The organism is Microbacterium sp. NPDC076911 (assembly GCF_040687125.1).
In the GTDB taxonomy this organism is placed as follows: domain Bacteria; phylum Actinomycetota; class Actinomycetes; order Actinomycetales; family Microbacteriaceae; genus Microbacterium.
The window spans coordinates 206,360-220,919 of the sequence record NZ_JBFBMP010000002.1 but is presented as its reverse complement, the minus strand read 5'-3'; the positions used below and the strand labels follow the sequence as shown (position 1 = coordinate 220,919).

11 protein-coding genes are annotated in these 14,560 nt (G+C 62.1%); 7 read left to right on the top strand and 4 right to left on the bottom strand.

Going from position 1 to position 14,560, the window contains the following annotated elements:
- Positions 1-81 precede the first annotated feature (81 nt).
- The 5 genes from mtrA to raiA all read left to right on the top strand — a co-directional run bounded on the left by mtrA (position 82) and on the right by raiA (position 5,738).
- Entirely contained in the window at positions 82-762 is a 681-nt protein-coding gene (gene mtrA / locus AB0O81_RS03515; RefSeq protein WP_363581290.1) for an MtrAB system response regulator MtrA, read from the top strand.
- Between the two features lie 7 nt (positions 763-769).
- Entirely contained in the window at positions 770-2,503 is a 1,734-nt protein-coding gene (gene mtrB / locus AB0O81_RS03510; protein WP_363581288.1) for an MtrAB system histidine kinase MtrB, read from the top strand.
- Entirely contained in the window at positions 2,500-4,185 is a 1,686-nt protein-coding gene (locus tag AB0O81_RS03505; protein ID WP_363581286.1) for a GerMN domain-containing protein, read from the top strand. The genes mtrB and AB0O81_RS03505 overlap by 4 nt, the downstream gene beginning before the upstream one ends.
- A 95-nt stretch (positions 4,186-4,280) precedes the next feature.
- Complete coding sequence (locus tag AB0O81_RS03500; protein WP_363581284.1) at positions 4,281-4,946, top strand: phosphoribosyltransferase family protein; 666 nt, start codon at positions 4,281-4,283, stop codon at positions 4,944-4,946.
- Positions 4,947-5,078: 132 nt separating this feature from the next.
- Entirely contained in the window at positions 5,079-5,738 is a 660-nt protein-coding gene (gene raiA / locus AB0O81_RS03495) for a ribosome-associated translation inhibitor RaiA (RefSeq protein ID WP_363581282.1), read from the top strand.
- Between the two features lie 58 nt (positions 5,739-5,796).
- Here the strand turns inward: raiA and AB0O81_RS03490 are convergent, their stop codons facing one another.
- The 3 genes from AB0O81_RS03490 to AB0O81_RS03480 form a co-directional block, all read right to left on the bottom strand.
- Positions 5,797-7,143, bottom strand: coding sequence for a hypothetical protein (locus AB0O81_RS03490; RefSeq protein WP_363581280.1), 1,347 nt, complete (start codon positions 7,141-7,143; stop codon positions 5,797-5,799).
- A 132-nt stretch (positions 7,144-7,275) separates the two neighbouring features.
- Positions 7,276-9,045, bottom strand: a complete 1,770-nt coding sequence (locus AB0O81_RS03485) for a DEAD/DEAH box helicase (RefSeq protein WP_363581278.1) — start codon at positions 9,043-9,045, stop codon at positions 7,276-7,278.
- 56 nt (positions 9,046-9,101) lie between these two features.
- Positions 9,102-9,698, bottom strand: coding sequence for a PadR family transcriptional regulator (locus AB0O81_RS03480; RefSeq protein ID WP_363581276.1), 597 nt, complete (start codon positions 9,696-9,698; stop codon positions 9,102-9,104).
- A 187-nt stretch (positions 9,699-9,885) separates the two neighbouring features.
- Between AB0O81_RS03480 and secA the strand changes: the two genes are divergently transcribed.
- Both secA and AB0O81_RS03470 read left to right on the top strand, forming a co-directional pair.
- Positions 9,886-12,693, top strand: a complete 2,808-nt coding sequence (gene secA, locus AB0O81_RS03475) for a preprotein translocase subunit SecA (RefSeq protein WP_363581274.1) — start codon at positions 9,886-9,888, stop codon at positions 12,691-12,693.
- A gap of 89 nt (positions 12,694-12,782) precedes the next feature.
- On the top strand, positions 12,783-14,009 hold the full coding sequence (locus AB0O81_RS03470) for a pyridoxal phosphate-dependent aminotransferase (RefSeq protein ID WP_363581272.1): 1,227 nt from the start codon (positions 12,783-12,785) through the stop codon (positions 14,007-14,009).
- On the opposite strand, the gene AB0O81_RS03465 is transcribed toward AB0O81_RS03470, so the two are convergent.
- Entirely contained in the window at positions 14,010-14,450 is a 441-nt protein-coding gene (locus AB0O81_RS03465) for an Rv3235 family protein (RefSeq protein WP_363581270.1), read from the bottom strand.
- Positions 14,451-14,560 lie beyond the last annotated feature (110 nt).

Sequence of the window (14,560 nt, the reverse complement as noted above, 5' to 3'; positions counted from 1 at the left end):
GACGTCGACTATTCTGTGTGGAGCGCATGGGGACGGCGCTATTTCTGCGGTCCCCGCCGAACGCAAAGGAAGACGCGTTAGATGACTTCACGCATCCTGGTAGTCGACGATGACACCGCTCTGGCCGAGATGATCGGCATTGTGCTGCGCACGGAAGGATTCGATCCACTGTTTTGCGCCGATGGTGCCGTTGCCGTGGACGCTTTTCGCAATGAGCGGCCCGACCTGATTCTGCTTGACCTCATGCTGCCAGGCATGGATGGTGTGGAGATCTGCACGCGAATCCGCGCGGAATCGGGCATTCCCATCATCATGCTGACCGCACGCACCGACACCGCTGACGTCGTGAAGGGGCTCGAATCGGGCGCTGACGACTACATCGTCAAACCCTTCAACCCGAAAGAACTGGTTGCACGCATCAAGACGCGGTTGCGCCCTGGCGGTCAGCCGGCAAGCGACACATTGCGCATTGGCGATCTCAGCGTTGATGTTGCCGCGCACGAGGTGCGACGCGGCGAAGCGCCCATCGCGTTGACGCCATTGGAGTTCGAACTGCTTGTCGCTCTCGCCGCCAAGCCGCAACAGGTGTTCTCGCGCGAGATGCTGCTCGAACAGGTGTGGGGCTACCACTACAAAGCTGACACTCGACTCGTCAATGTGCACGTGCAGCGGTTGCGCGCCAAAGTCGAACTTGACCCTGATAATCCGAAGATCGTGACAACGGTTCGTGGCGTGGGCTACCGCGCTGGCGCCGTGGTCTGAGGCATCGGTGGCTTCCGCCCATGCGGGGGGTGAAGCATCCCGCGCCCGGCTGACCGGCTGGCGCGAAATACGCTCCTGGCCCGCGAACCTCGCACGATTGTGGCGCCAGTCGTTGCGGTTCAAGACCATTTTGGTCACTCTCACGCTGACCGCGGTCGCTGTCACGATTGCGTGCGTGTGGATGGCGCTGGCAATTCAAAATGACCTTTTCGTCTCACGAAAGGATCAGGTGCTCGTTGATGCGCAACGCGCAACGGAAGCGTCGCAGACGACTCTCGACAGCGCCGCGGTGCAAGGAGACGTCGTTCAGATTCAGAACCTGATGACGCGAGTGCGACTGACGCTCGGCCAGCAATCTGCCAGCGACGAGTGGGCAGTCTTTCGCATCGGCCCGTTCTCGGCGATCGCCCCGCAAGACATTGCCACTGATCCCGAGCTTGAAGAGATCATCACCCCCGAACTTCGCGAGAGTGTGCGAGACGACCCGCAACACCAGTATTGGCAGTCGGTGGCATTGCCCGCGGGAGATGACGGCACTGTGCCCGGAATCATCGTGGGCCAGCAGATTGACGTGCCAGAAGTTGGGCCCTACGAGCTCTACCTCGCTTATGACTTGGCGAGCGCCCCCGAGACTCTCGGTTTCGTGCACAGCACGCTGTGGATTGTGGGCATCGGGTTGGTGCTGCTGATCGGTGCGATCGCGTGGTTCGTGCTGCGCTCGGTCACTCGTCCGATAGGCGAAGCAGCCGACACGAGCGCGATGCTCGCTGCGGGGGAGCTAGGGGTGAGATTGCCGGTGCGGGGTGAAGACGAACTCGCTACGCTTGGTCGCTCGTTCAACGCGATGGCCGACAGCATCGAATCGCAGATCAAAGAGCTCGCAGAGCTGTCGCTCGTGCAGCAGCGTTTCGTTTCGGACGTGTCACATGAACTGCGCACTCCGCTGACGACCATTCGCCTAGCGGCAGACATGATCAATGATCAACGGTCGGAGTTTGAACCCGCCACAGCTCGTGCCGCCGAGTTGCTTAACGCGCAGGTTCAGCGCTTCGAAACGCTGCTGACAGATCTGCTTGAGATCAGCCGGTACGACGCGGGGTCTGTTCAACTTGAGCTCGAACCGACGAGTCTGGCGGCGCTCGCCGAAGATGTCATTGAGTCGATGGTGCAATTGGCCGAACAGCACGGTACTGACGTTCGTCTGGTGGCCCCTGGCGGCTATTCACCGGTCGACATGGACCCTCGGCGAGTCCGCCGCGTCGTGCGCAATCTGTTGGGCAACGCGATCGAACACGGTGAGGGACGCCCGATCGTTGTCACGGTCGACAGCGATCAGCAAGCCGTTGCGATTGGCGTGCGCGACTACGGCCTCGGAATGACGGCAACTGATGCTGAGCGGGTCTTCGATCGGTTCTGGCGGGCCGACCCATCTCGCAAACGCACGATAGGTGGCACTGGGCTCGGGCTCTCGATCGCTCTCGGCGACGCACGCCTGCACGGTGGCGAGCTGGCGGTATGGTCAGAGCTCGGCCGCGGCACGAATTTTGTGCTGACGCTGCCGCGCACGGCGGGAAAGCTCACGGCTTCTTCGCCCATCCCTGCCGATCCCGGTGATGACTCCGTCGCCGCCGTAGATGACCTCGGACTCACCCAGTCACTGGAAGTGCTGAGCACCGGATCGGTGCGCACAGACGCCGTCGAGCGGGCTCGCAAGCCTCAACGCAAGAAGGGCAAGTCATGACGCGGTTGCGCAGCATCCTGACCCTGATTCTTGCGATATGCGTGAGCATTGCACTCGCGGCGTGCGCCGGGTTGCCGACGAGCAGTCCCGTGCAAGAGGGCCTCGAGCCTGAAAGTGCCACCGGGGTGCAGGACTTCTCGTTCTTGCCGGATCTTCCGCAGCCTGGAGCCTCGCCTGCCGAGATCGTTGAGGGGTTCATCCGGGCTGGCTCCGGCCCCGGCGCTCTCGGACGCTGGGACAGAGCACGGGAGTTCCTCGCCCCTGAGTTTGCTGAAGTGTGGCGCCCCGACACCGGAGTGACCGTCGACAGCCCAGGAGACCGCGTCTATACGACCGACGACGACGGCAGCATTACCGTCTCGGTCGTCGCCGTAGCGACAGTCGACGACAAGGGCTCTTACCAGCGCGCAGAGGCGGGCCCCACCGATTTGCCGTTCACCCTCGAGCAACAAGACGACGGCGAATGGCGCATCACTTCTGCTCGCGACGGAGTGGTGCTCGATCGCGATATCTTCCCCAGCGTGTTTCACGAGTATTCGGTGGCCTACTTCGATCCATCGTGGCAGTATCTCGTGCCCGATGTTCGTTGGTTCCCGATTTCGAATGCTGCAACGCGCGTAGCCGATGCGCTCGTGAACAAGGCTCGAAGTACCTGGCTTGAAGGCTCCGTCGCCACGGCGTTCCCTGAGAATGTGACATTGTTGGCATCCGTGCCAGTGACTGACGGGGTAGCCGAAATCGATCTGTCAGATCAGGTCTTGGACGCCGACCGCACCACGCTGGATCGAATGCTCACCCAGCTTGAAGCGAGCCTCGCCACCGCGGGAGCGACATCTGTGTCGCTCACCGTGGGATCGAGTCCGATCATCGCCGAGCCCGTGCCGACACTCAGCACGCGTATCGCTGCCGCCCCGCTCGTGCTGACTGACGATGGTTTTGGTTTTCTGTCAGGAGGATCTTTCGAGCCCATTCCAGGTTTGTCAACCGCAGTAGTGGAGGCGGCGCCCACCGCCATTCAGGTTTCGGCCGATCGTCAGTTCGCGGCCGTCACTCAGGCTGACGGCGCTGTCGCTCGCGTCGGGGCCGACGGATCCAACATCGTGATTGATGACCGCACCGATCTTGTGGATTCGACGATCGACCCGTTCGGCGTGGTCTGGACGGTGCCGGAGGACAGCCCCAGCGATGTTCATGCCGTGAACCTCGATGGCTCTGTCGTGAGGATTGGCGAAGCCTGGCCGGATGCCTCAGCCATCTCGGCGATGGCAATTTCACGTGATGGAACCCGCATGGCTGCCATCGTGATGTCGGGTGAGCGCCAACTGGTGTGGGTTGCCGGCGTGATACGCGACGTTGAGGGTCAACCGGTGCGGTTGGGAGACCCGATCACGATCGGCACTGTCGTGGGTGGGGGAGTGAATATCACCTGGATCGATGACACGACCGTGGCGGCGCTTTCGAGCAATGACGCCACTTCGTCGGTGCTCGAGCAGGTCATCGGCGGCCCATCTTCGGTCACCTCAGCGGCAGAAGGCATGACCTCGATCGCGGGCGGGGCCACCGCGACGACGCTGCGCTTGCACGGCGTTGACGAGGCGGTGTACGCGAAGCGCGGGACGAACTGGGAACAGACCGCAACCGGTGTTATCGTGCTGGCCACGCAGCAAGGAATGCCGCAGTAGCTGAACGGTTCCTCCCCGCGGAGTGCTGACGCTCTGATCTGCACACAGGGTGGTCGCGCGCGTTGCGCGACGCCGCTAGGGCACAGTCTGTCGCAATGACGCGCACGCTCTTTGACGGTCTCATCCGGCCAGCACTGGCTCAGGCTCTCACTCTGGTTATGCCTATCGAATGCGGCGGATGCGGTGCTGTCGACGTCGACCTCTGTGAGGAATGCGTCGATGCGCTGCACCCTCACCCGCACCGGCGCGCGCTCGCCGGTGCAACTGGCAGCGTGCCGCTGTGGAGCGGGCTTCGTTTCGAGGGCGTCGCTGCGCGCGTGATTCGCGCGGTGAAAGAAGACGGCCGTACGAGCATGATCTCGTCGCTCTCGCCAGCGCTGAACGCGGCGATAGGCAAAGTGGCGGCACCTGCTGACACGGTGGCCGTGCCGCTGCCAACCTCACGAGCGGCGTACCGCCGGCGAGGCTACCGAGTGCCAGACCGCCTGGCAGCGCGTTCGGTATTGCCCGTCGCTCGCCTGCTGCGAACCGTTCGTCGCACCGCCGACCAGCGCGGGCTGACGATCATGCAACGTCGAGAGAACGTGATCGGCAGCATGGCGGCGGGGGATGCTGCCGGGCGCCGCGTCATCGTCGTCGATGACGTAGTGACGACGGGTGCGACGCTCGAAGAAGCGATTCGTGCACTGCAAACCGCCGGGGCGATTGTACTGGGCGCGGTCACTGTTGCCGCGACACCGCGACAGTCTTCGGCCGAGTAGCACACCTCCGCTAAGAGCGAACGACGCATTTGATACTCATGGGTGACATCTCCGTGTCGCGGGGCTACGGTGGGGGCACAAGGCGACTCAGGTCCGCCCTTGACCCGGCGGACCGGAACATGGAGGTCAGGGATGGAAACCAGCATCGTCGGCGTTGGCGTGGGAATCACGGATCGATTTCGCGCAGTAGTCGAAGAAAAGGTAGCCCGAATTGAGCACCTCGCACCCCGCGCGCAACGCGTCGAGGTCAAGGTAACGCATCGAGCCCATCACAACGGTCGGATGGAAGACGACACCGTTGAACTCACTGTTGTGGGCAAGGGGCCGATCGTGCGGGCAGAGGCCAAGGACGGCGACAAGTTCACGGCCCTCGATCTCTCCGTCGACAAGCTGTCTGAGCAGTTACGCAGGGCGAAGGACAAGCGTGTGGACGCGCGCAACCACCCGCGTGGCGCCAAGTTCGAAAAAGGCAGCGGCGAGATTTCTGGCCTCGATGTGCAGCCAGCCTCAGCCGAAATGCTGCGTGCTGTCGCGACGGGTGAAGTACCCGTCCAAGTGGGCAGTGAGGAAGAGCCCGACTACACGCCGGTAGTCATTCGGACAAAAGAATTCCATCCCGAGTGGATGTCGGTGGAAGAAGCGGTCGACCGGATGGAACTTGTCGGCCACGACTTCTTCCTGTTCGTCAACGCGAGCACCGACCATCCCAGCGTGGTCTACCGCCGCAAAGGCTGGGACTACGGCGTGATTTCCCTCACGACGCAGGCGGCGCCTGAAGCGGTGGCTTCCTAGCAACGTGAAACAGAGAACGCCCCGATCCTTTGATCGGGGCGTTCTCTGTTTCACGCGTTCAGTCGAACATGCCATCCAGTAGGCTTCCGATCACGAAGCCGCCGAGCAGTCCGCCCATCAGGTCGCTACCTCCGCCGCGGCGGCCGCCGCCCGGTCCTGGTGGCCCCCACTGGTCGCCACCGGGAGGACGAGACGAGTTGATGTCGCGCTGCGCAAGTTGCAAGGCTTCGCCCGCGAGGAAAGCCACGCGCCGAGCGAAGGTCAGCGCTTGCTCGCGGTGGTCGTCATCGATCGTGATCGCTGTCGATGCTGAAGTGCCGAGAAAATGGTCCAGGTTTGTGCGCAAGCGCTCTGCCTCGGCAAGACGGGTGCGGGCATCAGCGCCGATCCAGCCGCGGTGCCCCGCGATTACGCTGCGCGCGACCGCCAACTGCTGGTCGGCATCGTCGATCGCGTGGCGCACGTGGGCCATGTCGGGAATCACTCGCGCGGCACGCTCACGAGCGGCACTGATGGCGGAATCCAGTTCGCTGTTCGCGTCTCTGAGACGCGAGAGCAGGGCGAACGGGTCAGTATTGACACCAACGGCAGGCAGAGTCTTGAGGACGGCTTGCAGGTTTGACATGGCCGTCGTGACCGTGGGTACCTGAGGCGCAGAACGTGCGGCCATGAGGTCTTCTCGCGACTCTTCGACTACGGCTGCGAGCGTCGACTCGGCGCGTAGCGCTTCGACTTCGAACGTTTCGACCGCGTCGATCAATGTCGCGGCGCGCCTTGCGGCCTCAGTGGATGCTTCAAGGGCGAGGTTTGCTTGCTCTCGCTGGCCTGCTTCGCGTCGGCGCTCTGCGACCGTCGCGCTGTGCTCAGCGAAACCGAGAAGCTGGTCGGCTTCCGAGGGATTCGACTCGACCTGCTCCAGTGCTTCGGGCGCGTAACGAGCGGCGAGACGCTGCACTGTTTCGCGCGCATGCGGCACGCGAGTGCGCAACCGTGCGGTGTCTGCGCGCACTCGGGCGATGATCTCGGGGGCCCGGCGCGCGCGCTCGATCGGTTCGGCTAACGCCGCCGTGCGGTCATCGAGAAGCTCTTCGGCCCACTCACACAGTTGAACGATGCGCGCGTTGCGCGTGCGCAGCTCTTCGGGAGTGTCGGGAATGTCGTCGTGATTGAGCTGGTGCAGATGGAACGCCTCAGACATGTGCGTACGCACCGACTCCAGTGCGTCGCGCAGATCTTTCGTCGACGTCGGGCCCAGCTCGGCATCGGCGAAAGCGAGCTCATCCGTGGTGACGCGAATGCGTTCGTCAGTTGCGACCAGCGCGATCTGCGCGCGGCGCGCGACGTCAGCATCCTGAGCGTGAAGCTCTTCTTGCTCGCGTTTACGTTTGCCCCAAAATCCGGCCATAGCTTCGATCCTAAGGTCGCAACCCATGCGTCGGCTGACCATCACCGTTGCGGGCTTGTGTCAGGGAACCTGACTGAGGCGTGAGCGTTGATGGATGCTGTCGATAACATCCATCAACGACTCAAGACAAAGTCAGTAGCGGTCGTTGTCGCGCTTCTGGCGGGGCTTGCGGTCGCCGCGGCCGGGGCCACCCGAGTCGAGACGAATCTCGATGAGCTGACCCGAGATGCGCGTGTCAGAGAGCCGGTTAAGAGTGTCGCTGGAGAGGTTTGCAGGTAGCTCGACCAGCGAGAAGTCCGGGCGAATCTGAATTGCGCCGAAGTCACCGCGACTAAGGCCGCCTTCATTGGCCAGAGCGCCCACAATCTGGCGCGGTTCGACGCGCTGACGCTTTCCCACTGCGATCCGGTATGTGGCCATATTCGGATTGCTCGGACGCTGACGGCGCTCTCGCTGGCCATCGCGGCTGTCGCGATCGAAATTGCTGCGGCGATCGCCACGGTCGCCGCGATCCGCGAAGTCGCGCTTGGGTCGTTCAGGCTCGGCTTCGAGTAGCAAAGGCGACTCACCCTGTGCAACGACCGCGAGGGCCGCGGCGACGTCAACTTCAGGCACGTCGTGGTTGCGCACGTAGTGGGCGATGATGTCGCGGAAGCGCTCGATACGGTCGGCTTCGCCGAGAGCCGCGGTGATGCGGTCATCAAAGCGTGACAGGCGAGTGACGTTGACTTCGTCAACACTCGGCAGGCGCATTTCGGTGAGCTCTTGGCGTGTTGCCCGCTCGATCGCGCGTACCAACCCGCGCTCACGCGGAGTGACGAAGCTGATTGCGTCACCCGAACGGCCGGCGCGGCCGGTGCGGCCGATGCGGTGCACGTACGACTCGGTGTCAGTGGGGATGTCGAAGTTCACGACGTGCGAGATGCGCTCGACGTCGAGGCCGCGGGCTGCGACATCGGTGGCCACGAGAATGTCGAGCTTGCCCGACTTGAGCTGGTTCACCATTCGTTCGCGCTGGGCCTGCACCACGTCACCATTGATGGCGGCGGCAGAGTATCCCCGGGCGCGCAACTTCTCGGCGATCTCTTCGGTAACGCTCTTGGTGCGCCCGAAGATGATCATGCCCTCGAAGTTCTCGACCTCGAGAATGCGCGTCAGCGCATCCATCTTCTGCTGGAACGAAACGATGAGGTAGCGCTGCGTGGTCGACGCCGAAGTGGTGGTCTTGGACTTGACCGTGATCTCTTCTGGGTCGTTCAGGTACTGCTTCGACATGCGGCGGATGGTGGCAGGCATCGTGGCAGAGAACAGGGCGACCTGTTTGGTCGAAGGGGTGTCGGCGAGGATCGTCTCGACGTCTTCAGCGAAGCCCATCTTGAGCATCTCGTCGGCCTCATCGAGCACGAGGTACTTGAGTTCCGACAGGTCGAGGGTGCCCTTGTCGAGGTGATCCATGATTCGGCCAGGGGTGCCGACAATCACGTGCACTCCGCGGCGAAGCGCCGACAGCTGAACGCCGTAGCCCTGCCCGCCGTAGACGGGAAGAACGTGAACGCCCTTGACATGAGATGCGTACTTTTCGAAGGCTTCGCAGACCTGAAGCGCGAGCTCGCGAGTCGGTGCAAGCACGAGAGCCTGCGGGGTCTTCTGTGACACGTCAAGTCGGTCGAGAATGGGCAACGCGAAAGCGGCTGTCTTGCCGGTTCCGGTCTGGGCAAGACCTACAACGTCACGTCCCTGAAGGAGCGTGGGAATGGTGGCTGCCTGAATAGCAGAGGGGGTCTCGTAACCGACGTCACGCAGTGCTTTGAGCACCGATTCGCCCAATCCGAGGTCAGCAAAAGTTGTCGCGGTGGGCTCGGTCCGAGCCTCGGCTTGGGGGTTCGTTTCGTCTGTAGACACAGTTAAGAGTAGTGTGCCGAGGCTGTGAAGCGACAGGACGCCGCGCCGAGCCCCGCTCAGTGGGCGGTAGCCCGGGCAGGTCGTCCGCGTTTGGGGCGCTCGTCGGAAAGCTCGAAGGCCATCGACCGTTCGGGATGCTGCGCCAAGCGCTGCTCGGCACGGTCGAGCCAGCGCAGCTCTGCTTCAGCAGCGCAGATCATTGAATCAATGACGAGTGAGCGAGTAAGGGCCTGTGGTTCGTCCGGGGTGGCACCTTCGTGCGATGTGCGCAGCAGTTCGTCGAACTGAGTACGTGACACCTGTCGTTGCGATTCGATAAGCGCCATGACGTCGACCCCCGGCAGCGTTGCGGCCAAAGCGAGCTTTATCGCAAGCTCGTCTCGCGTCCCGCCACTGCGGCGCACGGGATCGCCCAACCAATTGTCGACCGCTACAGACCCCGCGTCGGTGATCTTCCAGTAGACATGCCCCTGCTCGTCGATGTCTGCTTTGCTGACGAGACCATCTCGTTCCAAGCGGTCCAAGGTGTTGTAGATCTGCCCGACGTTCAATGGCCAGGTCGAACCGGTACGCCGGTCGAACTCGGTGCGCAACTGGTAGCCGTAGCAAGGGCCCTGATTGAGGATGGCCAACAGGCCCTGCCGCACCGACACGTGAACGCTCCGCTCTTCGCATACTGAGTATGTAATTGCCGAGTATAGACATAGCCGGATTTGGCGCCAGGATGGTATCCAGCACACGCCAAGGTCACAGGCAGATAACATAGGGAGGTATGCCTGGGCTCAGCTTCCGGGCGGCATCGGCGCCAAACGCGTCGAACCCGACAGATGGAGACACTTCGTGGCAAACCCCCTCGAGAAACTGCTTCGTGCCGGCGAGGGTCGAATCCTTCGGCGTCTGAACCAGGTCGTCAAGGCAGTCAACGCCCTCGAAGAGGACTACGCTCAGCTCACCGACGAGGAACTGCGCGGCGAATCCGCCGAACTTCGCGCACGCCATGAGGCAGGTGAGACGCTCGATCAGCTCATGCCCGAGGCGTTCGCGGCCGTTCGTGAGGCCGCCAAGCGCACACTCGGCCAGCGGGCGTATGACGTTCAGATCATGGGTGGTGCAGCCCTTCACCTGGGCAACATCGCCGAGATGAAGACCGGTGAAGGAAAGACCCTGACGGGCGCGTTCCCGGTCTACCTCAACGCGATCGCAGGCAAGGGCGTGCACGTCATTACCGTGAACGACTACCTCGCGTCGTACCAGGCAGAGCTCATGGGTCGCATTTATCGCACCCTCGGATTAACCACCGGCACGATCGTCGCCGGTCAGACTCCTGAGGTACGTCGTGCACAGTACGAGTGCGACATCACATACGGCACCAACAACGAGTTCGGCTTTGACTACCTGCGCGACAACATGGCGTGGCGAAAAGAGGACCTCGTTCAGCGTGGCCACTTTTTCGCGATCGTGGATGAGGTCGACTCGATTCTCATCGACGAGGCTCGCACTCCGCTGATCATTTCTGGACCGTCATCGGGAGAGGCGAATCGCTGGTTTGTCGAGTTCGCGAAGATCGCCAAAACGCTGGACGCTGGCGTCGACTACGAGGTTGACGAGAAGAAGCGCACGATCGGTGTGCTCGAGCCCGGCATCGAAAAGGTCGAGGACTACCTCGGCATCGACAACCTCTATGAGTCGGCGAATACCCCACTCATCTCCTTCCTCAACAACTCGATCAAGGCGCTCGCGCTCTTCAAGCGCGACAGCGACTATGTCGTCATCAATGACGAGGTGATGATCGTGGATGAGCACACCGGCCGCATCTTGGCTGGCCGCCGCTACAACGAAGGCATCCACCAGGCGATTGAGGCCAAAGAAGCGGTTCCCGTCAAGGCTGAGAACCAGACCCTCGCCACGGTGACACTGCAGAACTACTTCCGTCTGTACGACAAGCTCGCAGGAATGACCGGTACAGCAGAAACTGAAGCCGCGGAGTTCATGTCGACTTACAACCTCGGTGTGGTGCCGATTCCGACGAACCGGCCGATGGTGCGCAAAGACCAGTCCGACCTCGTCTACAAGAACGAGCAGGCCAAGTTCGCCCAGGTTGTTGAAGACATCGCGGTGCGCCACGAGGGCGGTCAGCCCGTTCTCGTCGGTACGGTGAGCGTCGAAAAGAGTGAGTACCTCTCTCGGCTGCTTGCGAAGAAGGGCATCAAGCACGAGGTTCTCAACGCGAAGAACCACGCCCGTGAGGCAGAGATTGTTGCCAGGGCTGGCCGGTTTGGAGCAGTGACTGTTGCCACCAACATGGCTGGTCGTGGTACCGACATCATGCTCGGCGGAAACGCGGAGTTCCTCGCGGTGCAAGAACTCAAGTCCAAGGGACTTGACCCGGTCGAAACGCCCGAAGACTACGAAGCCGAGTGGGACTCGGTCTACGAGTCCATGCGCGAGAAGGTCTCTGAAGAGAGCACCAAAGTCGTTGAAGCTGGTGGGCTCTACGTCCTCGGCACAGAGCGCCATGAATCGCGCCGCATTGACAATCAGTTGCGAGGCCGCTCTGGTCGTCAGGGTGACCCTGGCGAGAGCCGCTTCTACCTGTCGCTCACCGATGACCTGATGCGGCTGTTCCAGTCTGGCGCTGCCGAAGCGATTCTCGCGCGCACGAACTTCCCTGACGATGTTGCCATCGAATCCGGAATGGTCTCACGCGCCATCAAGTCGGCACAGAGCCAGGTTGAAAGCCGAAACGCTGAGATTCGCAAGAACGTTCTGAAGTACGACGATGTGCTCAACCGGCAGCGCGAGGCAATCTACTCAGACCGTCGCCACATTTTGCAGGGTGACGATATTGCAGACCGCGTGCAGCACTTCATCGAAGACGCCATCAACGCGGTTATCGATGACCACACCGGCTCGGGTCACACCGAAAGCTGGGACTTCGACGCGCTGTGGACTGAGCTCAAGACGCTTTACCCCGTCAGCGTGACCATTGACGAGGTTGTCGCAGAAGCAGCGGGCCGCCGCGGCGGCGTCAACGCCGAGGGGCTCAAGCGCGAGATCATCTCTGACGCGAGGATCGCATACAGCACCCGTGAAGAGACCCTCGGCGAGGCGGCAACGCGCGAGCTTGAACGACGCGTCGTGCTGCAGGTGCTTGATCGGCGCTGGCGCGATCACCTCTACGAGATGGACTACCTGAAGGACGGCATAGGCCTGCGTGCCATGGCCCAGCGTGATCCGCTGATCGAGTACCAGCGCGAAGGCTTCCAGATGTTCCAATCGATGATGGGGCAGATCAAAGAAGAGTCCGTCGGCTACCTGTACAACCTCGACGTAGAAGTCCGCCGTCAGGGTGAGGTCGAGGCCAAGGGGCTCAGCGCCTCGGCGCCGATCGAGGGGCAACGCCTGGAGTACTCTGCGGCCAACGATGCTGGCGAGGTCGAGGTGCGCAACGACCGCGGCCAGGTTCAGCAGTCGGCGACATCTCGCATGCGTCAGGCCGCTGCGACCGCGGCGTCACAGGGGCAGCCAGCGGCCGCTCCGGCAGCTGAGGCACCTCGTGGCGCATTCGGTCAGAAGACGGATGCTGACGACGCTGCCCCCGCGCCCCAGAACCGCGCACAGCGCCGCGCCGCAGACAAGAGCAAGTAGCAACAGACGCACGCGTTCTTCGTCGGACAGGGCTCGCAGTTGCCCGATAATGGCGATGGGCTCTCACTCGACACCGATATCCTGATGCGATGAGTCAGCTTCGCCCCCTCGACCAATCCAGCAAGCTCAAGAACGTGCTGTACGAGATTCGCGGCCAGGCGCTCGTCGCGGCCGACCGACTTGAAGCTGACGGTCACACCATCTTGAAGCTCAACACCGGAAACCCTGCCACCTTTGGTTTCGAAGCGCCGTTTCAGATCGTGCGCGACATGATCGACGCTGTTCCGCAGGCACACGGCTATAGCGACAGCCGCGGAATCATGTCGGCACGGCGTGCTGTTGTGTCGCGATACGAACAAGATCCCACCTTCCCATCGTTCGATCCTGACGACGTGTATTTGGGAAACGGCGTATCTGAACTGATCACGATGGTCATGCAGGCGCTGCTTGATGAAGGCGACGAGGTGCTGATCCCCGCACCGGACTACCCGCTGTGGACCGCGATGACGAGCCTCGGCGGCGGCACACCGGTGCATTACATCTCAGATGAAGAGAACGGGTGGCAGCCCGATCTTGAAGACATCCGTGCGAAGATCACCCCGCGCACCAAGGCCATCGTCGTCATCAATCCGAACAATCCCACGGGGGCCGTATACACGCGGGAGATTCTCGAGGGAATCGCCGAGATTGCGAGAGAGCACTCGCTGCTCGTGCTCTCAGACGAGATTTACGACCGGATTCTGTTTGACGACGCGGTTCACATTCCGATGGCATCCGTCGCTCCCGATCTTCTCGTGCTGACATTCAACGGACTCTCAAAGACGTATCGCGTCGCCGGCTACCGATCAGGGTGGCTTGTGATCACAGGTCCGAAAGCGCACGCTGCCGGGTTCATTGAGGGCGTGACGCTGCTGGCCTCTACGCGGCTTTGCCCAAACGTTCCCGCACAGTTTGCCGTGCAGGCGGCCCTTTCTGGTGTGCAGTCGATTGACGCGCTGATCGCGCCTACTGGCAGGCTTCATGAGCAACGCGATGCCGCCTGGAGAACACTTGAGTCCATTCCTGGTGTCAGCTGCGTGAAGCCGCAGGGCGCGCTCTACGCGTTCCCACGATTCGATCCGAATGTGCACGAGATCCACGACGACGCCAAGTTCGTCTACGACTTCTTGATCGCAGAACATGTGCTGCTGGTGCAGGGCACCGGTTTCAACTGGGCGAGCCCAGATCATGTGCGCATCGTGACACTGCCCGAAGCTCGAGTGCTGACCGAAGCTATCGAGCGGCTTGGCAATTTTCTCGCGTCGTACAGGCAATAGCTATAGAAGAGCGAGCGAGGTCGCTCGCCAACGGCCATCCATGCCCTCGAGGCGGGCTGCGACGGCGCGCACGCGTGTCGGGATCTGCACGATCACGGTGCCCTCGACCACGCCATCGGTGGGGGCTGAGTAGCGCACACTGAGGATCTGATGAACCGGGCGGACGGCGGGAACGCCTCGGGCGCTTCGGGCGCGGGTTGCGAGGTTGGTGCGCGTAACGAGCTTGCGAAACGGATCTTCCGTGAGCCAGCGTGCGAGCTGATCCACTTCGCGCACGCCTGCGAAAACTTCAAGAACTCCTCGAGTGAGGTTGCGAAGAAAGACTTCTGGGTCGGGGAGCTCAACGGCTGAGGTTCGCTGTGGGGCGAAGAATTCAGAAAGCTCCAGCGCCTCGTCAGAGGCGCGGTATGCGCGGGCGTGGCCCGTCGGCGGCGTTGCCATGGGGTACCTATCTCAACAGTGGGGGGTTATCCGTGAGCTAGTAGAACACCTGCACTGGCCCTAGGAAAAGGCGAAACCCCAGGTTGTGGATAACTTCTCATCAAGTCCTA